Consider the following 21808-nt stretch of genomic DNA (forward strand, 5'->3'; position numbering starts at 1 on the left):
TTTGGGTTCGAATTCTTTAACGGAATACGCTCATTTTTATCCCGAATTATGGAAGTATCAAAACCCTATAGCCCCGTCCACAAAATCAGGATCGTTACGGCGGCCTCCCTTTTTGATGGCCACGATGCCGCCATCAATATCATGCGGCGGATCATCCAGGCTACCGGGGTGGAGGTAATCCACCTGGGGCACGACCGCAGCGTAGCCGAAGTGGTGGACTGTGCCATTCAGGAAGACGCCAATGCCATAGCCATGACTTCCTACCAGGGCGGGCATAACGAGTATTTCAGGTACATGCACGACTTGCTGGAGGAGCGCGGGGCCGGCCATATCCGCATCTTCGGAGGGGGAGGGGGCGTAATCCTCCCCGAGGAAATCCGCGCCCTGATGGACTACGGTATTGCCCGGATCTATTCCCCGGACGATGGGCGGGAACTCGGGCTGCAGGGGATGATCAACGACCTGGTCCACCAGTCCGACTACGATGTCTCCCAGGTAGCCCTGCCCAAGGGGAAAGCCATCCCGGATGGGTTGGCGCGGCGCGACCCCATGGTCCTGGCCCGGCTCATCAGCCTGGCCGAGAACCAGCCGGAAGCTTTTGAAGCCCTTCGCAAGGAGCTTCCCAAGCCATCGGGAAAAACCCCGGTCCTGGGCATTACGGGTACCGGAGGGGCGGGCAAAAGCAGCCTGGTGGACGAACTGGTGCGGCGGTTTCTGGCCGGTCATCCGGACCGGAGCATCGGGATAGTTTCGGTAGACCCTTCCAAGCGGAAGACAGGCGGGGCCCTACTGGGCGACCGCATCCGCATGAACGCGATCCACCACCCCAATGTCTACATGCGTTCCCTGGCGACCCGCCAGTCTAACCTGGCCCTTTCCAAATATGTAAAGGAGGCGGTTGAGATTCTCAAAGCTGCCGGGTTTGACCTGATCATTCTTGAGACTTCCGGGATTGGGCAGTCCGATACCGAGATCCTGGAACATTCGGATCGGTCCCTCTATGTCATGACCCCGGAATTCGGGGCTGCCACCCAGTTGGAAAAAATCGATATGCTCGATTTTGCGGACCTGGTGGCGATTAACAAATTCGACAAACGCGGTGCCCTGGATGCCCTCAGGGACGTCAAGAAACAGTACCGGCGCAACCACGGGATCTGGGAAGGGGATGATGCGAATCTCCCCGTTTTCGGGACCATTGCCTCCCAGTTCAACGACCCGGGCATGAACCGGCTCTACCATGCCGTCATGGCGGCCTTGCAGGAGGTAGGTGCCTCCTGGGCGGAAGCACCTGCCTTAAGTGAAGAGGCCCAATCCGAAAAGCGGTACATCATCCCGCCGGCGCGGACGCGCTACCTCTCTGAAATTTCCGAAAGCAACCGGGGGTACGACACCCGGGCCCGGGAACAGGCCGCCCTAGCAGAACGGTTGTATGGCTATTATCAGGCCGCATGCGGGTTGGCCGGCAAGGCAGATACCACCTGGATAGCCTATGCGGATACGGACGGGCTTCGGCTGGAGGCACTTTTGGAAGGGGCCCCGGAAGGCCGGAAAACTGCCATTAAGGACCTGGCCACTGTCTTTGAACAGGAACGCAAGGACCTGAATCCCCGCCATTGGGATTTTCTCCTGGCCTGGGAGGGCCTCCGGGACCGATACCGCAATGCCGAGTACCGCTTCGAGGTGCGGGGGAGGGAAGTCCGGGTGGAAACCCATACCGAATCCCTCTCCCACCTGAAGGTGCCCAAGGTGGCCCTTCCGAGGTATCGCAGCTGGGGAGACCTGTTGCTGTGGGCCCTGCAGGAGAATGTTCCGGGAGCCTTCCCGTATACGGCCGGGTTGTACCCTTTTAAACGGAAAGGGGAGGACCCCACCCGTATGTTTGCCGGGGAGGGCGGGCCGGAGCGCACCAACCGGCGCTTTCATTACCTGAGCCTCGATATGCCGGCCAAACGGCTTTCCACCGCCTTCGATTCGGTCACCCTTTACGGGAACGACCCCGGGCACCGCCCCGACATCTACGGCAAGATTGGAAACTCCGGGGTATCTATCTGTTGCCTGGACGATGCCAAAAAGCTCTACAGCGGCTTCGACCTGGCCGACCCCAGGACCTCTGTAAGTATGACTATTAATGGTCCTGCGCCCATGCTGTTGGGGTATTTCCTGAATGCGGCCATAGACCAGGGGTGCGAAAAGTACATCCGGGAGCACGGATTGGAACAAGAGGTGGACGCCAGGAAGGCCGCCTATTTCAAGGCCCGGGGCATTACCCCTCCGGCCTACCGCGGGGACCTGCCCGAAGGCAATAACGGCTTGGGGCTTTACCTGTTGGGAATTACGGGGGATCAGGTCCTTCCGGAAGAAGTGTACCGGCAAATCAAGGCGGAGACCCTCAGGCAGGTACGGGGTACCGTCCAGGCCGACATCCTCAAGGAGGACCAGGCGCAGAACACCTGTATCTTCTCTACCGAATTTGCCCTGAGACTGATGGGGGATGTACAGGAGTACTTCATCGAAAACCAGGTGCGCAATTTTTACTCGGTGTCCATTTCCGGCTACCATATTGCGGAAGCCGGTGCCAACCCCATTACCCAGCTCGCCTTTACCCTGGCCAATGGGTTTACCTATGTGGAGTACTACCTGAGCCGTGGTATGGACATCAATGCCTTCGGACCCAACCTCTCCTTTTTCTTCTCCAATGGCATCGACCCGGAATACGCAGTCATTGGCCGGGTGGCCCGCAGGATATGGGCCAAGGCTTTGCGCTCCAAATACGGGGCGGACCCCAGGGCCCAGATGCTCAAGTACCACATCCAGACTTCGGGCCGCAGCCTGCATGCCCAGGAAATCGATTTCAACGACATCCGGACCACCCTCCAGGCCCTGTACGCCATTTACGACAATTGTAATTCCCTGCATACCAATGCCTACGACGAGGCCATCACCACCCCTACGGAAGAGTCGGTGCGCCGTGCCATGGCTATCCAGCTGATCATTAACAAGGAATTGGGTCTGGCCAAAAATGAGAATCCGTTGCAGGGGGCCTTTATCATTGAGGAACTCACCGATCTGGTGGAGGAAGCGGTCCTGTCGGAATTCGACCGCCTAACCGAGCGGGGAGGGGTGTTGGGAGCCATGGAAACCATGTACCAGCGCTCGCGTATCCAGGAAGAGAGCCTGCATTACGAAACCCTGAAGCATTCCGGGGCCTACCCCATTGTAGGGGTGAACACCTTCCTGAATTCCAAAGGCTCCCCTACGGTGTTGCCTGAGGAAGTGATCCGGGCCACGGAGGAGGAGAAGCAGGCGCAGATCGATACCCTGAAGCGGGTACACGCCCAACACGGTGCCGATGCCCACGAAGCCCTGACGGGTTTAAAGCAGGCGGCAGTAACCCACGAAAACCTCTTCGGGAAACTCATGGAGGTTTGCAAGGTGGCCTCTCTGGGCGAGATTACCCAGGCGCTCTTCGAGGTGGGCGGGCAGTACCGTCGCAACATGTAATAGGGCTATTCCAGCAGGCCTTTGCGCCACTTTTTGAAGGAGCGGCGGAAGTGCTTGACCTCGCTGCGCAGCAGGTCCAGGTATTCCCGCTCCCGCACCCCGTCGTGTTCCAGCCCCCTGCAGTACATATTCAGGTTCTGGGTCATGACCTGGATGAAGTGGACGCAACGCTGACGGATCTGCACCGAGCTGGTCCCTTCTGCCCGGGCGATTTCCTGGGGGATCAGGATGGCATCGGTCAGCAGGGAGTCTGCGATATGGTCCCGGAGGCTGTGGGATTTGGCCAGGGTCAGCAGATCTTTGTTGTGGGTCACAAAAGAGGCAATTTCCCGACTCATAGTCCTCAGGGAAAGGGCCTGGCGGTAAACGGGCAGCTCCTTAATGCGCTGGTAAGACATTTTCTTTCGCAATTTTCCATAAAGTTACTTCGGGAAAACCCCTGTTTTAATTCATTAAATGAGATTAAAAGGTATATTTACTTAATGAAAGAAGGTATTTATGCTTATCTACTATGGAATTTAAATTAGACTCATTGCATTGGAGTATCCTGGGGGCACTGCAGAAAAATGCCCGGGCCTCCCTGACGGGTATCGGCCGCGCTATAGGGCTTACTCCGCCTGCTGTAGCGGAGCGCGTTAAGCGGATGGAGGACCTCGGGGTTATTGAGGGGTACTGGACCTCTGTTTCCCATACCAGCGCGGGGTACCAGCTTAAGGCAATCATTACCCTCCGGGCGTTCATGGGAAAGTTGAAACCGTTCCTGGAGCAGGTACGGTCCCTGGATGAAGTCATCAATTGCTACCGCATTACCGGGAACGAGAATATTATTATGGAAGTGGTATTGCGGGACCAGTTCCACCTGGAACGCTTTATCGACAGGCTCATCCAGTACGGTGAAACCAGGACGCACATCATTTTATCGGAAGTGGTGTCTAATGCGCCTATAAAGCCCTTTTGGGAAAAGGATTCGAAGCGGGAAGGCAGGCTTTAGGGCGTTTTCGCTATCTTAGTGTATGTCCCCGGAAGCGATCCGTGCCGGGTCTCTCGGCGGGCCGAACAGATTGGCCGGATTTTTGATGGATACCCAAGTATGAAAAAACCATTCCTACTCCTCTGCCTCCTGGCCTTAGGGTTTACTCCCGCCGGTGCCCAGGAAATGACCCTTTCCAAAGGATATGTAATGGACAGCCTGCCGCTTGCCGATTCGGTGGGTAGCCGCCTGAGCCTGTATCTGCCTTCCCATTTCGAGCCGGCTGGAAAATGGCCCTTGCTTTTTATGGTAGAAACCGACGGAGACACCTACCAGTCCATGCGGTATATGAAAAACGCCGCCGAGCGTAACGGCTATGTCCTGGCTACCTCCAAGGCCCTGTCGGACAGCCTGTCGCTGACCCAGAAAGTGTTGTATTTTGGGAAAAGCCTTGAGGTCCTGACCGCTTTGCTGCCCCTGGACCTGAACCGGATTTATGTAAGCGGGTACGGGAACGGCGGGGAGTTGGCGACCCTCTTGCCCAGCCTGATCCCACGCGTACGCGGGGTGCTGTTGCTGGGTTCCGGCCTGCCCAACTGGGAACTGGTGCGCCCGCGTTCCCGTTTTCATTTTGTAGGGGTCATAGGCCGGTCCGATTTCCGCTACCTCAATATGCTCGATGGGGAAGAACTACTCGATAACCGGAAGGTGCCCAACCATGTGCTTTACTTCGAAGGGGGGGAACGCCGTCCGGAAGACGCCCTGGTGGACCGGGGGGTGAATGTCCTGACCCTTATGGGGATGGCAGGAGGGCATGTGGCCAGGGATTCGGCCCTGATTGAGCGCTCCCGCGCCTCCTTTACAACTTACGTCAGCCAGCTCTGGCAGGCGGGTTCCTTCCTGCTGGCATACGACCAGCTGGAAGAGGCCATTGCCTTGCTGGACCCCCTTACCGATACCCGGGAGTTAAAGGCCATGGAGCGGGACCTGCGGCGGGAAGCGGGGTTTAAGGTGCAGAAACGCGATGCTGGTGCGTTCCAGTTGCGCGAGCGCATCCTGAGGGACGATTTTTCATATTACCTGGAGGAAGATGTTCTGAGTTTTAACCTCGACAACCTGGGGTGGTGGCGCTATCAGATGGAACAGATCGGGAAGTACAAGGAAAGCCCGAGAATGGAGGAGAAACTCATGGGGATGCGCCTGGAATCCTATGTGAATGCCCTGGTGGATGAATACATTCGGATTGCACGGACGGCAGAGAACCCGGATGAGGACGGACAAATCCTGTTGCGGATGGTCAAGACCATAACCTCCCCCGCCACCTTTGAGAATTACCTGGAACTCATATCCCTTACGGCCAAATATGACGATTTTGGAACCGCGCTGTTTTACCTGGAAGAACTCCTCAAACAGGGGTACGCAGACCGGGAGGCCCTTTATGCCCTGCCGCATACCGCCCTGCTGCGGATAACCCCGGAATACAATACCCTTATTTCCCAATATCTGAAGGAGGCACGCTACGAGGTGCCCGAACCCCAGGACGGGGATCCGGACCAGGGTTTCAACAGATAGGTAACCCACTTTGCCGGCGGAGTGCATCTACCGGTACCCGCCTGGGAGTTTCCCCTCTATTTCCATGGGTTTCTGCGGCCCCGAACCATTTTTGTTTGGGAGATTTCCCTGAAGGTGCGATATTTAGGCGTCGAAAGACTATTCGTTAAAACCTTCGCGGGTACGATCCCCCATTACCCGCCCTTTGGACTTGACCTATGAAACGCACCTATACTGCCATGGCATGCTTTTTGGCGGCGGCGTGCCTCCTGAGCTGCAATAATGGAAAACGCTACCACGACAGCCCGGCAAGTACGCCACATATAACGGCCCCGGCAAGGGGTATGGCGGCGGTGAGGGCTTTTCAGGAAAAGATCAATGCGGAGTTCCGCGACCCCGATACCTCACCCCTGCCTAACGAGGAGCGGGGAGCGTTTAAAGGACTGGCTTTTTTTGAGGCAGATACCTCCTACCAGGTTTGGGCGCGTCTGGTCCGCACCCCGGAAGCCCTTCCGTTCGATATGCCTACCACCACAGAGCGCATGACACGGGAACGGCAGTACGGGACCCTGTATTTTGAGCTTAAGGGCCAGCCTTTTAGCCTGCAGGTCTACCAGAATGTGGACCTGATGCAACAGGAGGGGCTCGAGGACTACCTGTTCCTTCCTTTTACAGATGAAACAAACGGAAAGGAGACCTATTCCGGTGGCAGGTACATAGACCTGGTCATCCCGCAGTCGGATTCCATCCTTCTTGATTTTAATACGGCCTACAACCCTTCTTGTGCATATAACGCCAAGTATTCCTGCCCCATCGTCCCCGAGGTCAACCACCTGGATGCCGAAATCCGGGCCGGGGTCATGAAATACGCGAAATAGAAAACCCCCGGGTGTTCCCGGGGGCCTTCTCCATTAACCAAACTAAACAAATGGGCGGCTTTCCGCTCTTTTAAAAGGAATATACTGCGGCAACCAGGAAGGAAGCCAGGCTCTTGGTCGGATCCAGGTCGTTGTTGATAAAAGCATCGTCCGAAGCGTTGTCGAGGCGCAGTTCCGGCTTGATCATCAGGTCGCCGATAGTCGCGCTTCCGGTGAGGGTCACCGCCAGGACGCTGGAGTCTTCCACCCCGCTTCCTATAGCGCCAAAGTCCCCGGTTTCAGCAAAATACTCTGCCCGAAGGCCGATGGCAAAATTTTCGGAGGTGCTGTATTGGGGGTAGAGGGCAACCCCTGCAAAGCCCAGGTCATCGTTATCGAAATAGGCGGCATTGATGCCCAGGTAAAAATCCTCAGTAACATCGAAGCCACCGGTATAGTCCAATTCATACCCACCCTGGCTGTACACAAAATTCAGGTACTGCCCGGAATACCCGAGCTGGGCCCCTACAGCGTAATCTCCGGTAGGATTGAACTCCGTAAGGTCTGTGGGGTTCATGACCGCCACCATGGCAGACCAGTCGTTGCCCAGGTCAAAATCTGCCTTGAGCCCCGTGTGGGAGAACGGGCCATACGAAAACAGGTAGGAGGTGCTGTAGTTAAAGTTCGCCGCCGGGGAAATTACTTCGTACCCCAGGAAGGTATTCCAGTTTCCGAAGGTGAGGGTCACGCTTTCGGAAACGTTCCAGTACACATAGAGTTGGTTCAGGATGTTGCCGGTCAGGGAATACATGGGGGAGGCGAAAACGGCATCCGTTCCGCGCGGACCAAAGACCAGGTCGGCCACAAAGCCCACCTTATCCCCTTCGTAGGAGGCGATAACGTTGGCCATACCAAGGGAAAACCCGGGAAGGTTAGCAAAAGAGGACCCGGGGGCAATGGCATCCTCGTCGTTGGGGGCGGTCAGGTTTGCCCGGAAATAGGCGTCTACCGTCCCGCTGATGGTGAATTTTTTGGCTTCGGCCTCTTCCTCCTGGGCTGCCAGGGGAAGGGAAAGCAGAAAACTAAAGGCAATAAGCAGAACTTTTGCGAAATTTGTAAAGGTGATCGATTTCATTGTACTTGAGTTTTGCTCCCATTGCGGGAGTGATTGTCTTTAAAGGAGTCAGTGATCGGTTGCTTTTAGACGGAGCGTTTGGCAGAACGCTCCGTCGTTTTTTTAAAGCGTCATTAATGCTGGTTCATCCGGAAATCGGCGTAGGCGTCCATTCCGTGCTCGTGCAGGTCCAGACCGTCGAGCTCTTCTTCCTTGTCCACGCGGATCCCGATAGTTTTCTTAAGGGTGAAAATGATGATGAAGGCGGTCAGGATACAGAATACCCCTGCGGCGCCAACCCCTGCCAGCTGGTATAGGAATTGGTCTACCCCGGCTTTGTCGCCGAAGATGCCAACCGCCAGGGTTCCCCAGATCCCGCAGATCAGGTGGACCGTTACGGCACCTACGGGGTCATCCAGGCGAATGCGGTCTATCAGGGCAACACCACCTACAATAATGGCGCCAGCCAGAAGACCGATAACTACGGCTTCGTTGGGGGACATCAAATCTGCCCCGGCAGTAATGCCCACAAGGCCACCAAGGATTCCGTTGAGGAACATGGTGAGGTCGTAGTTTTTATAGGCCAGGGTGGAAACCACAAAGGCGCTTACACCCCCTGCGGCGGCCGCAAGGCTGGTGGTGGTCAGTACCAGGGAGGTCAGGGCCGGGTCTGCCGAAAGCACAGAGCCCCCGTTAAAACCGAACCAACCCAGCCAGAGGATCAGGACCCCGGCTGTAGCCAGGGGGATATTATGCCCGGGGATCGCCTGGGGCTTCCCTTCGTCGCTGAATTTCCCGATCCGCGAACCGAGCAGCCAGATGGCAACCAGGGCGCCCCAGCCCCCTACGGAGTGTACCAGGGTAGAACCTGCGAAATCGTAGAAGCCGGCATCATCCCCACCCAGGGTGGAAAGGAACCCGCCTCCCCACTGCCAGGATCCGACGATGGGGTAAATAAGGCCTACATAGATCACGGTGAAGACCATGAAGGGCCCCAGCTTGATGCGCTCGGCAACAGCCCCGGACACGATGGTGGCCGCAGTAGCTGCAAACATCCCCTGGAAGAGGAAGTCGGTCCAGTAGGTGTAGCCGCCATCGGCATATTCCGGGGTGAGACCGGCGGCGTCGGTGCCCAGCCCAAACCCGGAGAACCCGAGGAAGCCGTTAAAATCCCCGGGGTACATCAGGTTGAATCCGCCAATGTAGTACATCAGCAGCCCCACGGTAATAATGAAAATGTTCTTGAAAAGGATATTGATGGTATTCTTCTGGCGGGTAAGCCCGATTTCCAGGAAGGCAAAACCCAGGTGCATGAAAAACACCAGGGCGGTGCACACCATCATCCATACGTTATTGGCAGTAAATAATCCAGTATCCATAACTTATAGTGCTTTTGAGTCGGTTAGTTAGTTGATTCCGGCGTGGCCGCTTTCCTTGGTTCTGATCCGGTAGGCTTCAATGACATCGGAGACGAAGATCTTCCCATCTCCAACATTGCCTGTGTAGGCGGTTTCCAGCAGGGTGTTGATGGTCCGCTCCAGAAACCCGTCCGATACCACAATGACCAGGTACCGGCGCTGGATATCTGAGGTACTGTAGGAGATCCCCCTGTAGACATGTCCTTGTTTTTCATTTCCAACCCCGGTTACATCCCAGTAGCTGAAAAAATTCACCTCGATCTGATGAAGTGCTTTTTTCACCTCATCGAACTTGGATTTTCTAATAATGGCTTCCACTTTCTTCATGAGTAGTAGTTTTTGTTGATCGAGGCCAAATATAGATTAATTCATAAACCCCCTCAAAAAAGGAGGGGTAACTCACTTATTTTTATAATACTGGTAAAATGACCCCCTATAAAATGAGGGTATGGGTAATTAAAATGATAATTATTGAGAGATTGATGAAAGAAAGGGAGAGGAAGAGGTTAAAATTTGAATAAAAGCGGGTAAAACCCTACAAAACCTTGAAGGATTGTTAACAAATAACCAAAAACGTTGATAAAAGTTAGAAAAATACGCAGGCGATCAGAAGAATCGCGTGAGCCAGAACCCCAGGGCCACGGCTGCAATCCCCACTGCCAGACTGCCCAGGCTATAGGTGAGAAAAGGGAGGAAGCTTCCCTGCCGAAGCAACAGGAACTGCTCCAGGCCAAAGGTGGAAAAGGTGGTGAACCCCCCGCAGAAGCCTGTTACCAATAAAGCCGATTGGGTGGGGTTGGAGACCCCGCTGCGCAGAGCGGCCCCGAGCAGGAGCCCGATGAGCAGGCACCCCAGGATATTGACCAGGAAGGTGCCCAGGTAGAAATTTGAAAAGACGGGGTTGAGATATTGGCCAATGAGGTACCGCAGACCACTCCCTATGCCCCCGCCAAGGATAACTAAAAGCAATTGCTTCATTGCGGGAAATGCAAAAAATGGCGCACCTGCGCGCCATCAGGGATAAATCTAAGGAAAAAATGGATTAAACCGCTTTGCGGTACTCCGTGTCGAGCGACTTGATTCGAAAATCCTCCAGCCTGAGGGAAACTGAGGTGCGGGCCTTCTCCTTGCGTTGGGCGCGAACCGAGGTACTGAAGATCAATAGGAATGCATTAAGGGCTACAACCGCTGCAAAAATCGTAAAAAAGAGCTCCATTGATCGAGGTTATTTAGCAGTATAACGCAAAAGTACGTCTTTTCTTATGTAATACGTACTGAATACCTCATTTGGTTGTAAAAGCCTCAATTTTTGTTGTAAACTCAAATTGCCAGCATATTACCTGAGTATATACTTAAGGAAGAAGAGAATAATTACGAAACTCACAAAGGCGAGTAATATCCATTGAACGCCCTTGTATTCCTTTTTTAGCCAGCCGCTGTCCTTCCGGTACATCAGGACCACGGCGATGGTAAACCCAATGATGAAAAGCAGTGCGAAGATCGCTTGCCCGGTGCTGAACATCTGATTACTTTTAACCGCCCCGACGGGGGCATTTTCCTCTTGCAAAACTAACCTAAATTCCTACCATTAGCCCTATGAAAGACAAAATAGAAGCCGTAGCAACCTTCCACCGTGCCTTTGGCCTGGGTATTTCCGAAACCCCGGACGCCCACCTGGGCCTTGAAAAAAGCCTCTTGAGATATAAACTCATGCGGGAGGAGAACGAAGAATACCTGGATGCTGCCTCCCGCGGAGATTTGGTGGAGGTGGCAGATGCCCTTGGGGATATGCTCTACATTTTGTGCGGTACCCTGCTGGAGCATGGCCTGCAGGATAAAATAGAAGCTGTCTTCGAAGAGATACAGCGGAGCAACATGAGCAAACTGGGCGCAGACGGAAAACCGATCTACCGTGAGGACGGCAAGGTGCTGAAAGGGCCGGATTACTTCCAGCCGGATATTGCTAAAATCCTGAAGGCTTAAATCTGGCTGCCGAGCTCTAGTTACCTACCGGGTAGCGCCAGCCAAAAGGATCTTCGGCCCGGTTGTACTGAATGTCGGTGATCCGCTCTTTAATATAAGCGGCATAGGATTTCTCGGGTTTGGGCAAGGTATATACCTGGTCCCGGTACCCAAAGCTGCTGATGGGGGAAACCACTGCCGCCGTCCCGGCGCCGAACATTTCCAGAAGGGTGCCCTGCCGGGATGCTTCGACCAGCTCGGAAACCTTTATTTTCCGAACTTCCGTGGGGATGCCCTCGGCCTCGGCCAGGGTCAGGATGCTTTTCCGCGTGATGCCATCCAGGATACGGTCGCTGGTTGGGCTGGTCAGCAGGGTGTCCCCGATGCGGATGAAGATGTTCATCGCACCCGCCTCCTCGATATACTCATGGGTGTGGTCGTCTGTCCAGACCACTTGCTGGAACCCTGCCTCCTGGGCCAGTTTGGTGGGGTAGAATTGCCCCGCGTAATTCCCTCCGGCCTTGGCATATCCCACACCCCCGTTGGCGGCACGGGAATATGTCTCCTCAATGCGGACACTGACCTCTCCTGAGAAATAGGCCCCGGAAGGAGCACAAGCGATAATAAAGGTATAGGCATCCGAAGGGGATGCATGGAACCCGGTGCCCGAGGCAAAGATGAACGGGCGGATGTACAGGGAGCTCCCGGCCTGGGTGGGGATCCAATCCGAATCGACCTGCAGGAGGGTTTTAAGCCCTTCCATAAAAATGGCCTCGGGAACTTCGGGGATCGCGAGCCGGGCCGCAGATCGGTTCAGCCTCCGCTGATTCTCCAGGGGGCGGAACAACCAGATCTTGCCCTCGGCATCCTTGTAGGCTTTCATGCCTTCAAAAACTTCCTGCCCATAATGGAAAACCTTGGCGGCCGGTTCCAGGGAAAGCGGACCATAAGGGATTACCCTGGCGTCCTGCCAGGCGCCGTTCTTATACTCACAGATAAACATGTGGTCGGTGAAGACCCCTCCGAAACTGAGGTTGTTGAAATCTACCTGGGCCAGGCGGGAGGCACTGGTCTTTTCTACCGGGATGGTTTTGGTTGTAAACTCCATGTACAGGCCATTTTGCGGACTAAAATTACATAATAAATTTGAGCAAGTCCTTTAAAAAGCCGCTTAAAATCCGGACTTTTACAGGGTAGATCAATCTGTTGTCCATCATGAAACATTTTAACATTTTCCTTGTGTTTTTCGCATTGCTTCTGAGTTGTAAAGAACAAAAGGACCCTGCTTCCGCTGGCGGAGATGCCGTGACGGAAGACCAGGCAGTGGTTGAAACCTTCACTGCCGTGGGCGACCCCATGTCGGACAGGGAAGTAACCGGGCCATCGGATATGGTGGCCCTCTACGAAGGGATGCAGGCACAGGATACTGTTCAGACGGCCTTTCGGGGCGAAGTACTGGAGGTCTGCCAGGCCAAGGGGTGCTGGATGCGGGTGGCCCTTCCGGATGACCGCACCGTAATGGTACGCTTTAAGGACTATGGCTTCTTTGTGCCCAAGGATATTGCGGGCGCCCAGGTAACTGTGGAAGGCAAGGCATTCGTATCTGTAGTGGAGGAGGAAGAACGCCGCCACCTGGCCGAAGACGGTGGGGCTGCCCCGGAAGCCATTGAGGCACTGGTGGGCCCCGTAAGCGAACCGGGCTTTGAGGCCTCCGGAGTGCGGATCTGGCAATAGCATGGAGCGCAAGCTCATCCGTACCGCCGACGGCTCGCCCACACTCCGGGTACCCGAATGGAACGAGCAGTACCACTCCACACACGGAGCGGTTCAGGAAGCCTACCATGTTTTTATTCGTGCCGGGCTGCAGGCTATGCCTACCGGCCCCTTGCGCATCCTGGAGATGGGCTTCGGAACCGGGTTGAATGCCCTGATTACGCTTTTGGAGGCTAAAGAGGACTACACGCCTATACATTATACAGCCCTGGAGGCTTTTCCCCTGGGGCCTGAACTATGGCCTACCCTGGATTACGGGAAATACCTGGGCCATACGGAAGCCCCCGGCCTCTATAAACGGTTGCACGAAACGCCCTGGGAGTCCTTTGAGCCCATTACCCCTGGGTTTCAGTTACGCAAACTGCAAATGGATTTCCTCTCCTTTCGCGAAACCGATATGGCAGACCTGGTCTATTTCGATGCCTTTGGCGCCCGGGTACAGCCCGAACTCTGGACGGAGCCCGTTTTCCAGGCGATGTACCAGGCGCTTTCCCCCGGGGGTAAACTGGTAACCTATGCGGCAAAAGGAAGTGTCCGGCGCGCCATGCAGGCAGCGGGGTTCTCCGTAGAACGCCTCCCCGGCCCACCCGGAAAGCGCGAAATGCTCCGCGCCTCCAAGTAGTGTTAAATCGCCTTTAAACCAGCCCGGCCTTACAGCAGTAAGCCGTATTTTTGCGCAAAATCAGAACGTTGAGCATTCTTATTACGGGAGCAACAGGTTTGGTGGGAATTGCCCTTACGGCACGTTTCAGGGAGGCTGGTATTGCTGTGAAATATCTTACCCGAAGCACCACTGGCCTCAGGAATTCGGAAGATTTTCAGGGGTATACCTGGGACCCTGCTGCCGGGACCATGGACCTGGAAGCCCTTAAAGGGGTCAGGGCAATAGTGAACCTGGCCGGTGCCCCCATAGCCAAGAGGTGGACCCCCAAATACCAAAAAGCGATCCTGGAGAGCCGGACCCAAAGCCTGAGGACCCTCAGGGAGGGGCTTCGCGCAGTGGGGAACCACCAGGTGGAATACCTGGTTTCCGCTTCGGCTATCGGGATATACCCCGACTCTGAGACGGCCTATTATTCCGAGGCGGATGACCAGCAAGTCTCCGGGTTCCTCAGTGAGACGGTGGCCGCCTGGGAAGCGGAAGCGCGGGCTTTCTCGCAGGAGGGAATCCCGGTAGGGATTCTGCGTATTGGTCTGGTACTGGCCAAAGATGGCGGTGCCCTGCCGCAGATGGCCCGACCCGTCCGCTATTACGCCGGAGCTCCCCTGGGTAATGGCAAACAATGGCAGTCCTGGATCCACCTCACCGATTTGGTCTCCATGTTTCAAAGGGCTGCGGAAGACAAATGGGATGGGGTTTACAACGCCGTAGCCCCCAATCCGGTTACCCATGAGAAGCTCATCTCACAAGTGGCCGAAGTCCTGGACCGCCCCCTCTGGCTTCCTAAGGTTCCGGCATGGTTTCTGAAACTGGTGCTGGGTCAGATGGCCTCCGTGGTCCTGATAAGCCAGCGGGTGAGTTCGGAAAAGGCCCAGATGGAAGGCTTTTCGTTTCAATTCTGCAACCTGCGTCCGGCTCTGGAAGACCTCCTGGGGTCCTGAAGGTATTTACGGGTCCATTTTTGTCAACCCACCGCATATACCCCTTATTTTTAGTGACATTTTGACATTTTTCGAGGAATGGCAGTACTTTTGCCGCCATGTATGCTGTTAAACTGAGGAATTAAACGCCGATGAGCACAGATAAAGAGAGTAAAGCGCAACAGGAGGCCGGGGCAGAAGCCGCCGCAACTGAGGAGCAGCAGGCTGCTGCAGATCCCACTTCGGAAGTATCCGAGGCCGATGGCCTCCGTGAGGAACTTGCCGCCGAAAAGGATAAATTTTTGCGCTTGTTCGCAGAATTCGAGAATTATAAAAAGCGCACCTCCCGGGAGCGGATGGAACTTTTCAAAACGGCCGGGCAGGAGGTCATTACAGCCATGCTGCCGGTTTTGGACGATTTCGACCGGGCCCTTCGCGAATTGGAACGTTCCGAGGATGAGGAACTCTTCAAGGGGGTGAAGCTGATCCACAATAAATTCAAGGAAGCCCTCAAGAATAAGGGTCTTGAAGAGATCACCGTGAAACAGGGGGATGCTTTCGACGCTGAAGTGCACGAGGCCGTAACTCAGATTCCCGCGCCCAAAAAGAGCCTGAAGGGAAAGATCGTAGATGTAATTGAGAAGGGGTTTACCCTGGGGGAACGCATCATCCGCCACCCGAAAGTAGTGGTGGGAAACTAAGGTCATGAAAGAAGATTACTACGACATACTGGGCATTTCCAAAGGGGCAAGCGCCGCAGAAATCAAGAAGGCTTACCGCAAGAAGGCCATTGAATACCATCCGGATAAAAACCCCGGCGACGCCAAGGCCGAAGAGCTGTTCAAAAAAGCAGCCGAGGCCTATGAGGTATTGAGTGACCCGGATAAGCGGGCCCGATACGACCAATATGGCCATGCCGCGTTCGAAGGTGGTGGCTTTGGCGGCGGCGGTATGAATATGGAAGATATCTTCAGCCAGTTCGGGGATATCTTCGGAAGTGCCTTTGGCGGCGGGTTCGGTGGTTTCGGAGGCTTCGGCGGCGGACAACGCCGGGTAAAAGGAAGCAACCTGCGCATCCGGGTAACCCTCGATCTGGAAGAGGTAGCCAATGGGGTGGAGAAAAAGGTAAAAGTCAAGCGTAAAATCCAGGCGCCTGGCGTTACCTACAAAACCTGCGGGACCTGCGGGGGGAGTGGCCAGATTACCAAAATCACCAACACCATCCTGGGTCGGATGCAGACGGCTACAGCCTGTACCTCCTGTGGTGGTGGCGGCCAGGTCATAGATCACAAACCAGCCGATGCAGATGCCCACGGGCTTAAACTCACAGAAGAAACGGTTTCCATTAAAATCCCGGCCGGGGTAGAGTCCGGGATGCAGCTCAAGGTTTCCGGGAAAGGCAACGAGGCTCCCGGGAACGGTATAGCCGGGGACTTGCTGGTAGCGATCGAAACCCGGGAACACCCCACCCTGAAGCGGGAGGGGGACAACCTGCATTACGACCTGTACATCAGCATGCCCGATGCCGTGCTGGGTACCTCTAAGGAAATTGATACCGTGGGAGGAAAGGTCCGGATTAAGCTGGAGCCCGGCATCCAATCCGGGAAAATTCTCCGCCTCCGCAATAAGGGGGTAACGAGCCTGAATGGCTATGGTACCGGAGACTTGCTTGTCCATGTAAACGTATGGACTCCCAAAGAGTTAAACCGGGAACAGCGGGCATTTTTCGAACGGATGCAGGAGGACGACCACTTTAGCCCGAAACCAGAAAAATCCGACAAATCCTTTTTTGAGAAGGTCAAGGATATGTTCTCTTAGCGAATATTTCCGGGACCTTTCAAAAAAAAATGTATATTTGACTTGATATTGGGACTCCAATATTAATTTTCTTTTTCATAGCAATTTTTTTCCCATCCCTGGTTGCTGACCAGGGATGGGTTTTTGTTTTAGGGGATTCCCGTCCTCCCGGTCGCTGCGGTATGCCGAGGGATTTCATCGGGCCTGCCCCTGGAATGGAATGGAATCCGCTATCTTTACGCTCGAAAAAATTCACCCTGCATGCAAGCAGTTCTTTCGGTACGGGAAGTAACCAAACAATTCGGCACTTATAAGGCCCTCGACGGGATTACCCTGGATATACCCAAGGGGTCTATTTTCGGCCTCCTGGGGCCAAACGGAGCGGGTAAAACCACCCTGATCCGTATCATCAACCAGATTACCTTCCCGGATTCCGGCAGTGTCCTCTTTGACGGGGAACCCCTCAAGCCGGAACACATTGCCCGGATCGGGTACCTGCCCGAGGAAAGGGGACTCTATAAAAGCATGAAGGTGGGGGAGCAGGCCCTCTACCTGGCCCAATTAAAAGGACTCAGCAGGCAGGAGGCTAAAGCCCAATTGCGGTTCTGGTTTGAAAGGTTCGAAATCGGCGATTGGTGGAACCGCAAAGTGCAGGAGCTCTCCAAAGGGATGGCTCAGAAAATACAGTTTATCGTTACCGTCCTGCACCGGCCCAAATTGCTGATCTTCGACGAGCCCTTCAGCGGGTTCGACCCCATCAATGCCGCCCTCATAAAGGACCAGATTCTGGAATTGGGCCAACAGGGGGCGTCCATTATCTTTTCCACTCACCGGATGGAATCGGTAGAGGAACTATGTGAGTACATCGGGCTCATCCACCGCTCCAGGCTCATCCTCAGCGGCAAATTATCCGACATTAAAAAGGCCAACCGAACCGGGCGCTACAAGGTGGAATGGAGCCCCCGGGAAGGCGGCCGGGGCCTGGAACATCTCCAGGAGCAACTCCGGATTTCCGAACCTGTCTTCCACCCGGAAGAAGGATCGTACACCTTTACAGTACAGCTGGACGACCCGCAGAAGGCAGCAGCCCTGCAATTACTGGCAGGGCAGGGGGACCTGAGCCATTTCAGCGAATGGATTCCTTCGGCCAATGATATTTTTATCCAAACCGTTCAAAAACAGGAAAGCCATGGGTAAGCTTGGATTGATTATCAGGCGGGAGTATCTGGCCAAGGTTCGCAACAAATCCTTCGTGATCATGACCTTTCTCAGCCCGATATTGCTGGTGGGCATGATTGTGCTGATTGCCTATCTCACCAAGGTCAACGACAATGAAACGCGGGTAGTGGCCGTGCTCAATGAGAGTGCCTATTTCGGGGATTCCTTTTTTACGGAAGACGGGGTTTCCTTTGTGCAGTTGAGGGGAATGGGGTTACCGGCCGCCAAGGACAGTACCATCGCAATGGGCCATTACGGCTTGCTGCACCTACCCAACCTCGCGGGGCCCGATCAGGTGGCGCAGGGGGCTTATTTCTACACCCGAGAGGTGCCCAGCACTGCGGTCCTGCAAACAGTAGAATCGGTACTGGAGGACGATCTGAGAGCCTATCGCCTGGAAAGCCTGGGGGTTAGCCAGGAGCAGTACGCAAGCGTTCGACAGGGATACGACCTGAATACGGAGACCTTCAGTGGGGAACGAAGCCACAAGGGTATTAATGAATTCAAGGCGATAGTAGGAGGCAGTTTCGGATACCTGATCATGATGTTTATCATTATCTACGGCGGATTTGTGATGCGGTCCGTCATTGAGGAAAAGACCAGCCGGATCATTGAAGTGATCATTTCCTCGGTAAAACCCTTCGAACTGATGATGGGGAAGATTATCGGGACTTCCCTGGCAGGGGTAACGCAATTTCTGATCTGGATCCTATCGGCCGGGATGCTGCTGTTTGTGGTCTTGCTCTTTATGGACATAGATCCGGCCATTCTGATGCAGCGCCCGGGAATGCCCGGCCTGGACCAGGGTCTGGCGGATAGCGCGCTGGCCCAGGATCAGACCGCCCGCCTGGTTATTGAGGAATTCATACAGTTGCCCATGGGGATGCTCATCCTGTTTTTTCTGGTCTATTTCGTGTTGGGATACCTCATTTACAGTTCCATCTATGCGGCCATCGGTGCAGCGGTAGACAACGAAACCGATACCCAGCAGTTTATCTTTCCGGTAATCCTGCCCCTGATGCTCGCCATTTATGTGGGCTTTTTCTCGGTTTTCAGCAACCCGCATGGGCCTATTGCCGTGGCCTTTTCCCTTTTTCCCCTTACGTCCCCCATCGTTATGCTCATGCGGCTGCCCGGGGGCATTGGGGAGGGTGGGGTGCCCCTCTGGCAATTACTCGCCTCCCTTCTCTTTCTGTTGATTACCTTTATAGGGATTGTATGGCTGGCTGCCAAAATCTACAGGGTCGGGATCCTGATGTATGGCAAGAAGCCGACCTATAAGGAGTTGTATAAGTGGCTGAAATACTAGCATGGCACAGGATAAAATCCAACCGGTAAAGGAGTTCATCGAGAAAGACCTGTGGGCTGAAGTACGCGAAGTCCTCAACATGGGTCTGCATCTGGGGGAAGGGGAAAACGCCATCCATGTTACCCTCGGGCTTCTGCTGGTCCTTACCCTGGCCCTGGTGGGCACAGCCCTGCTGTTGCGATGGCTCCGCAGGCTGCTTACCCGGAAGATGGTCCAGGAAGACAAGCTGAAGTTTGTTACCATCTTCAAGTATATCAAATATGTGATCTATGTGGCGGTGGTGCTGCTCACCATGAGTGCTGCCGGGATCGACATCACCCTGCTTATAACGGCATCGGCCGCCCTTTTTGTAGGGGTGGGGCTGGCCTTGCAGGAGTTGTTCCAGGACATTATTGCAGGCATCCTTATCCTTGTGGATAAATCCCTCCGGGTTGGGGATATTGTTGAGGTGGATGGGAAGGTAGGCAAGGTATTTGAAATCAAACTCCGCAGTACCCGGGCACTCACCCGCGACGATAAAGTCCTGGTGATCCCCAACCATAAATTCCTGAGCGAGGTCATTTACAACTACACCCAGAACCGTCGTACCACGCGGGAAGCCGTACGGGTAGGGGTGGCCTACGGGAGCGATGTGGATCTGGTGACCCGGTTGCTTCTGGCTTCAGTAGAAGACCAGAAAGGGGTATTGAAAAACCCCAAACCGTTTGTGCTCTTCGACGATTTTGGCGATTCTGCCCTACTTTTCTCGGTGCATTTCCACATCAGTGATTCCTTTACCGACCCCAGGACCAAAAGTGAAATCCGGTACCGTATAGACCGCCTCTTCCGGGAGCACAAAGTCACCATCCCATTCCCGCAACGGGATGTGCATTTCTACGGGCATACTCCCCTGGAGGTGCGCCGGCAGGGGGATTAAAGGGGGTATGCGCTTTCATTCCTTTTTGCAAGGCAGGTGCAGGGAGTTCCGGTAGTTTTGAAGTGGGGGGCGGGGCCCCAGCGGTCAGGCTTCCCTGACCAACTGCACGGCTACCGATTTTATCAGGCACCAGACGGGCATCCCTTCCCTGAGCTGAAGGGCTTGCATCCCCTCCCGTGTCAGGCAGACCACCATCGGCTGTCCAGCATCCACAAGGGCTACGATTTGCCCGTCCACCTCCCGTATGCTATTGAGGGTTCCACGGACCTGGTTGCGGATTGAGATTCCTTCTACTTTCCCGGTTGCCAACGCGATATCTGTCGCGGCAATCCCCACCCGAACCCGGTCCCCGGCTTTTAGGCCAGCACCATCGGACTGGCTGGTAAGTTCCAACCCCTTTCCTGTAAGAAGGATTTTTCCCGGTTCTGACCTCCGGACTTCCATCTCCAGGCCGTTGAGCAAAGGCCCGTGGCCCAGCAAAGACAAAGCACTCTCCTGTTCCAGCAGCTCATGGTAGTTCCCGTGTCCCTGGCAAACCCCATCTTTCAGCAGCAACAGGCGGTTGGTTAGGCGAAGCAGGTCCGGCAAGTCATGACTAACCACCCAAACCGGGATATTCGCTTCCCGATGGACCCCAAGGATAAACGGGATTATGGCGCTGCGCAGCTGTTGGTCCAGGGCTGTAAAAGGCTCATCCAACAGGAGCATCCGGGGGTTGGAAAGCAGAGCCCTCCCCAGGGCCGTACGCTGTTTTTCACCCCCTGAAATGGAAGAGGGCTTGCGGTGGAGCAGTGGTTCCAGTTGCAACAGGTCAACTGCCTGGTCAAAACCAACAGGACCCGGTCCGGATTGCGGAATGCCATACCGCAGGTTTTCCGCAACACTCATATGCGGAAAGAGCCGCCCTTCCTGGAAGACGTACCCGATATTTCGTTTTTTTACCGGTTCACTGAATCGGGTTGCGGCATCGAAAAGGGTGCGGCCCTGATGCGAAATCTGTCCTTGCTGTGGCATTACCAGGCCAGCCATGGCCTGCAACAATGAGGTTTTGCCCGCCCCGCTCGGCCCGTAAATGCCGGTAATACCCCCGGAGAAGGTTTCGTTAACCCGGATGGTAAACCCGTCGCGGCGGATGTGAATATCAACCTCTGTCATGCTTCATCTTTTGTAGATACCACTCGGAAAGCAACATCGCAGCCAGGGAAATCACCACCGAGACCAGGACCAGTCTTAAGGTGGCTTCCTCCTTGCCGGGGACCTGCATCAGGGCATAGATGGCAAGGGGGAGGGTCTGGGTTTCTCCGGCAATATTCCCTGCGAAGGTTATGGTCGCCCCGAATTCCCCAAGGGAACGGGCAAAGGACAGGATGGCCCCGGAAAGGATTCCGGGCAGGGCCAGGGGTATGGTGATCCGGAAGAAGGTTTTCAGGCGGCTTGCGCCAAGCAGGCGTGAGGCTTCTTCCAACCCGGGGTCCACCATTTCCATTGCCGTGCGGACAGCCCTTACAGCCAGGGGGAAGGAGACTACTGCAGCTGCGATTACGGCAGCCGCATAGCTAAAGGCAATCCGGATCCCGAAAACGGATTCCAGCCATTCACCCAAAGGGCTGCGCGACCCCAGAAGGAGCAACAAGAGGAACCCCGTTGTGACCGGGGGCATGACCAGCGGCAGGTGGAAGAGGCTTTCTACCACAGACTTGCCCCAGAACCGGCGGCGCGCCAGCAGGTATCCGGCGGCAATGGCGAGGGGTACGGTAACCAGGGTACAGGCCAGGGCTACCTTTACCGAAAGGCCTATCGCCTGCCATTCTGCCGAAGTAAAACCTATCCAGGTCTCCATG

General features: G+C 55.1%; 23 protein-coding genes. 13 read left to right on the forward strand and 10 right to left on the reverse strand.

Going from position 1 to position 21808, the window contains the following annotated elements; translation table 11 throughout:
• Positions 1 to 48: 48 nt before the first annotated feature.
• On the forward strand, positions 49 to 3501 hold the full coding sequence (locus CA832_RS11430; RefSeq protein ID WP_088341744.1) for a methylmalonyl-CoA mutase family protein: 3453 nt from the start codon (positions 49 to 51) through the stop codon (positions 3499 to 3501).
• A 5-nt stretch (positions 3502 to 3506) separates the two neighbouring features.
• On the opposite strand, the gene CA832_RS11435 is transcribed toward CA832_RS11430, so the two are convergent.
• Positions 3507 to 3899: a hypothetical protein gene (locus tag CA832_RS11435; RefSeq protein WP_088341745.1), complete on the reverse strand. Its 393-nt coding sequence runs from the start codon at positions 3897 to 3899 to the stop codon at positions 3507 to 3509.
• A gap of 113 nt (positions 3900 to 4012) precedes the next feature.
• Between CA832_RS11435 and CA832_RS11440 the strand changes: the two genes are divergently transcribed.
• The 3 genes from CA832_RS11440 (at position 4013) to CA832_RS11450 (ending at position 6900) form a co-directional block, all read left to right on the forward strand.
• Complete coding sequence (locus CA832_RS11440; RefSeq protein WP_088341746.1) at positions 4013 to 4492, forward strand: Lrp/AsnC family transcriptional regulator; 480 nt, start codon at positions 4013 to 4015, stop codon at positions 4490 to 4492.
• Positions 4493 to 4591: 99 nt separating this feature from the next.
• Complete coding sequence (locus CA832_RS11445; RefSeq protein WP_088341747.1) at positions 4592 to 6043, forward strand: alpha/beta hydrolase; 1452 nt, start codon at positions 4592 to 4594, stop codon at positions 6041 to 6043.
• A gap of 197 nt (positions 6044 to 6240) precedes the next feature.
• Positions 6241 to 6900 (forward strand): DUF1684 domain-containing protein, encoded by a 660-nt coding sequence (locus CA832_RS11450; protein ID WP_088341748.1) that lies wholly within the window; start codon positions 6241 to 6243, stop codon positions 6898 to 6900.
• A gap of 70 nt (positions 6901 to 6970) precedes the next feature.
• Here CA832_RS11450 and CA832_RS11455 read toward each other — a convergent pair whose 3' ends face one another.
• The 6 genes from CA832_RS11455 to CA832_RS11475 form a co-directional block, all read right to left on the reverse strand.
• Positions 6971 to 8014, reverse strand: coding sequence for an outer membrane beta-barrel protein (locus CA832_RS11455; RefSeq protein WP_088341749.1), 1044 nt, complete (start codon positions 8012 to 8014; stop codon positions 6971 to 6973).
• Positions 8015 to 8127: 113 nt separating this feature from the next.
• Positions 8128 to 9372 carry an ammonium transporter gene (locus CA832_RS11460; RefSeq protein WP_088341750.1) on the reverse strand — a complete coding sequence of 415 codons (1245 nt, stop codon included), beginning with the start codon at positions 9370 to 9372 and terminating at the stop codon, positions 8128 to 8130.
• A gap of 27 nt (positions 9373 to 9399) precedes the next feature.
• Positions 9400 to 9738 carry a P-II family nitrogen regulator gene (locus CA832_RS11465; RefSeq protein ID WP_088341751.1) on the reverse strand — a complete coding sequence of 113 codons (339 nt, stop codon included), beginning with the start codon at positions 9736 to 9738 and terminating at the stop codon, positions 9400 to 9402.
• 279 nt (positions 9739 to 10017) lie between these two features.
• A complete protein-coding gene (gene crcB, locus CA832_RS11470) occupies positions 10018 to 10389 on the reverse strand; it encodes a fluoride efflux transporter CrcB (RefSeq protein WP_088341752.1) in 372 nt (123 codons plus the stop codon).
• 64 nt (positions 10390 to 10453) lie between these two features.
• The gene (locus tag CA832_RS15045) at positions 10454 to 10627 is read right to left on the reverse strand and encodes a hypothetical protein (RefSeq protein WP_158211925.1); all 174 of its coding nucleotides are present in this window, start codon (positions 10625 to 10627) and stop codon (positions 10454 to 10456) included.
• Between the two features lie 120 nt (positions 10628 to 10747).
• The gene (locus CA832_RS11475; RefSeq protein WP_088341963.1) at positions 10748 to 10933 is read right to left on the reverse strand and encodes a hypothetical protein; all 186 of its coding nucleotides are present in this window, start codon (positions 10931 to 10933) and stop codon (positions 10748 to 10750) included.
• A 74-nt stretch (positions 10934 to 11007) separates the two neighbouring features.
• On the opposite strand from CA832_RS11475, the gene CA832_RS11480 reads away from it, so the two are divergent.
• Entirely contained in the window at positions 11008 to 11394 is a 387-nt protein-coding gene (locus tag CA832_RS11480) for a pyrophosphohydrolase domain-containing protein (RefSeq protein WP_088341753.1), read from the forward strand.
• Positions 11395 to 11410: 16 nt separating this feature from the next.
• Here the strand turns inward: CA832_RS11480 and CA832_RS11485 are convergent, their stop codons facing one another.
• Positions 11411 to 12481 (reverse strand): branched-chain amino acid aminotransferase, encoded by a 1071-nt coding sequence (locus CA832_RS11485; RefSeq protein ID WP_088341754.1) that lies wholly within the window; start codon positions 12479 to 12481, stop codon positions 11411 to 11413.
• A gap of 107 nt (positions 12482 to 12588) precedes the next feature.
• Here CA832_RS11485 and CA832_RS11490 point away from each other — a divergent pair, with 107 nt between their 5' ends.
• The 8 genes from CA832_RS11490 to CA832_RS11525 all read left to right on the forward strand — a co-directional run bounded on the left by CA832_RS11490 (position 12589) and on the right by CA832_RS11525 (position 19967).
• Entirely contained in the window at positions 12589 to 13107 is a 519-nt protein-coding gene (locus CA832_RS11490) for a DUF4920 domain-containing protein (protein ID WP_233131793.1), read from the forward strand.
• Between the two features lies 1 nt (position 13108).
• Positions 13109 to 13768: a tRNA (5-methylaminomethyl-2-thiouridine)(34)-methyltransferase MnmD gene (mnmD, locus tag CA832_RS11495; RefSeq protein WP_088341755.1), complete on the forward strand. Its 660-nt coding sequence runs from the start codon at positions 13109 to 13111 to the stop codon at positions 13766 to 13768.
• A 68-nt stretch (positions 13769 to 13836) separates the two neighbouring features.
• Complete coding sequence (locus CA832_RS11500) at positions 13837 to 14748, forward strand: TIGR01777 family oxidoreductase (RefSeq protein ID WP_088341756.1); 912 nt, start codon at positions 13837 to 13839, stop codon at positions 14746 to 14748.
• Between the two features lie 131 nt (positions 14749 to 14879).
• A complete protein-coding gene (locus CA832_RS11505) occupies positions 14880 to 15428 on the forward strand; it encodes a nucleotide exchange factor GrpE (protein WP_088341757.1) in 549 nt (182 codons plus the stop codon).
• A gap of 4 nt (positions 15429 to 15432) precedes the next feature.
• Complete coding sequence (dnaJ, locus tag CA832_RS11510; RefSeq protein ID WP_088341758.1) at positions 15433 to 16545, forward strand: molecular chaperone DnaJ; 1113 nt, start codon at positions 15433 to 15435, stop codon at positions 16543 to 16545.
• A gap of 240 nt (positions 16546 to 16785) precedes the next feature.
• The gene (locus CA832_RS11515) at positions 16786 to 17721 is read left to right on the forward strand and encodes an ABC transporter ATP-binding protein (RefSeq protein WP_088341759.1); all 936 of its coding nucleotides are present in this window, start codon (positions 16786 to 16788) and stop codon (positions 17719 to 17721) included.
• Complete coding sequence (locus CA832_RS11520) at positions 17714 to 19051, forward strand: ABC transporter permease (RefSeq protein WP_088341760.1); 1338 nt, start codon at positions 17714 to 17716, stop codon at positions 19049 to 19051. Before CA832_RS11515 ends, CA832_RS11520 begins: the two co-directional genes overlap by 8 nt.
• A gap of 1 nt (position 19052) precedes the next feature.
• Positions 19053 to 19967, forward strand: a complete 915-nt coding sequence (locus CA832_RS11525) for a mechanosensitive ion channel family protein (RefSeq protein ID WP_088341761.1) — start codon at positions 19053 to 19055, stop codon at positions 19965 to 19967.
• Between the two features lie 84 nt (positions 19968 to 20051).
• On the opposite strand, the gene modC is transcribed toward CA832_RS11525, so the two are convergent.
• Entirely contained in the window at positions 20052 to 21122 is a 1071-nt protein-coding gene (gene modC / locus CA832_RS11530; protein ID WP_088341762.1) for a molybdenum ABC transporter ATP-binding protein, read from the reverse strand.
• Positions 21109 to 21807 (reverse strand): molybdate ABC transporter permease subunit, encoded by a 699-nt coding sequence (modB, locus tag CA832_RS11535; RefSeq protein WP_088341763.1) that lies wholly within the window; start codon positions 21805 to 21807, stop codon positions 21109 to 21111. Before modB ends, modC begins: the two co-directional genes overlap by 14 nt.
• Position 21808 lies beyond the last annotated feature (1 nt).

Origin of the sequence: Robiginitalea sediminis (assembly GCF_002198115.1) — a bacterium.
Lineage (GTDB): Bacteria > Bacteroidota > Bacteroidia > Flavobacteriales > Flavobacteriaceae > Robiginitalea > Robiginitalea sediminis.

What these genes read in the sequence shown, in the direction of transcription:
- CA832_RS11475 (WP_088341963.1), bottom strand. Translation starts at nt 10,933, where the DNA reads ATGTTCAGCACCGGGCAAGCGATCTTCGCACTGCTTTTCATCATTGGG.
- CA832_RS11450 (WP_088341748.1), top strand. Translation starts at nt 6,241, where the DNA reads ATGAAACGCACCTATACTGCCATGGCATGCTTTTTGGCGGCGGCGTGC.
- CA832_RS11520 (WP_088341760.1), top strand. Translation starts at nt 17,714, where the DNA reads ATGGGTAAGCTTGGATTGATTATCAGGCGGGAGTATCTGGCCAAGGTT.
- CA832_RS11515 (WP_088341759.1), top strand. Translation starts at nt 16,786, where the DNA reads ATGCAAGCAGTTCTTTCGGTACGGGAAGTAACCAAACAATTCGGCACT.
- mnmD (WP_088341755.1), top strand. Translation starts at nt 13,109, where the DNA reads ATGGAGCGCAAGCTCATCCGTACCGCCGACGGCTCGCCCACACTCCGG.
- CA832_RS11485 (WP_088341754.1), bottom strand. Translation starts at nt 12,481, where the DNA reads ATGGAGTTTACAACCAAAACCATCCCGGTAGAAAAGACCAGTGCCTCC.
- CA832_RS15045 (WP_158211925.1), bottom strand. Translation starts at nt 10,627, where the DNA reads ATGGAGCTCTTTTTTACGATTTTTGCAGCGGTTGTAGCCCTTAATGCA.
- dnaJ (WP_088341758.1), top strand. Translation starts at nt 15,433, where the DNA reads ATGAAAGAAGATTACTACGACATACTGGGCATTTCCAAAGGGGCAAGC.
- CA832_RS11465 (WP_088341751.1), bottom strand. Translation starts at nt 9,738, where the DNA reads ATGAAGAAAGTGGAAGCCATTATTAGAAAATCCAAGTTCGATGAGGTG.
- CA832_RS11505 (WP_088341757.1), top strand. Translation starts at nt 14,880, where the DNA reads ATGAGCACAGATAAAGAGAGTAAAGCGCAACAGGAGGCCGGGGCAGAA.
- CA832_RS11455 (WP_088341749.1), bottom strand. Translation starts at nt 8,014, where the DNA reads ATGAAATCGATCACCTTTACAAATTTCGCAAAAGTTCTGCTTATTGCC.
- CA832_RS11525 (WP_088341761.1), top strand. Translation starts at nt 19,053, where the DNA reads ATGGCACAGGATAAAATCCAACCGGTAAAGGAGTTCATCGAGAAAGAC.
- CA832_RS11445 (WP_088341747.1), top strand. Translation starts at nt 4,592, where the DNA reads ATGAAAAAACCATTCCTACTCCTCTGCCTCCTGGCCTTAGGGTTTACT.
- CA832_RS11490 (WP_233131793.1), top strand. Translation starts at nt 12,589, where the DNA reads ATGAAACATTTTAACATTTTCCTTGTGTTTTTCGCATTGCTTCTGAGT.
- modB (WP_088341763.1), bottom strand. Translation starts at nt 21,807, where the DNA reads ATGGAGACCTGGATAGGTTTTACTTCGGCAGAATGGCAGGCGATAGGC.
- crcB (WP_088341752.1), bottom strand. Translation starts at nt 10,389, where the DNA reads ATGAAGCAATTGCTTTTAGTTATCCTTGGCGGGGGCATAGGGAGTGGT.
- CA832_RS11430 (WP_088341744.1), top strand. Translation starts at nt 49, where the DNA reads ATGGAAGTATCAAAACCCTATAGCCCCGTCCACAAAATCAGGATCGTT.
- CA832_RS11480 (WP_088341753.1), top strand. Translation starts at nt 11,008, where the DNA reads ATGAAAGACAAAATAGAAGCCGTAGCAACCTTCCACCGTGCCTTTGGC.
- modC (WP_088341762.1), bottom strand. Translation starts at nt 21,122, where the DNA reads ATGACAGAGGTTGATATTCACATCCGCCGCGACGGGTTTACCATCCGG.
- CA832_RS11435 (WP_088341745.1), bottom strand. Translation starts at nt 3,899, where the DNA reads ATGTCTTACCAGCGCATTAAGGAGCTGCCCGTTTACCGCCAGGCCCTT.
- CA832_RS11440 (WP_088341746.1), top strand. Translation starts at nt 4,013, where the DNA reads ATGGAATTTAAATTAGACTCATTGCATTGGAGTATCCTGGGGGCACTG.
- CA832_RS11460 (WP_088341750.1), bottom strand. Translation starts at nt 9,372, where the DNA reads ATGGATACTGGATTATTTACTGCCAATAACGTATGGATGATGGTGTGC.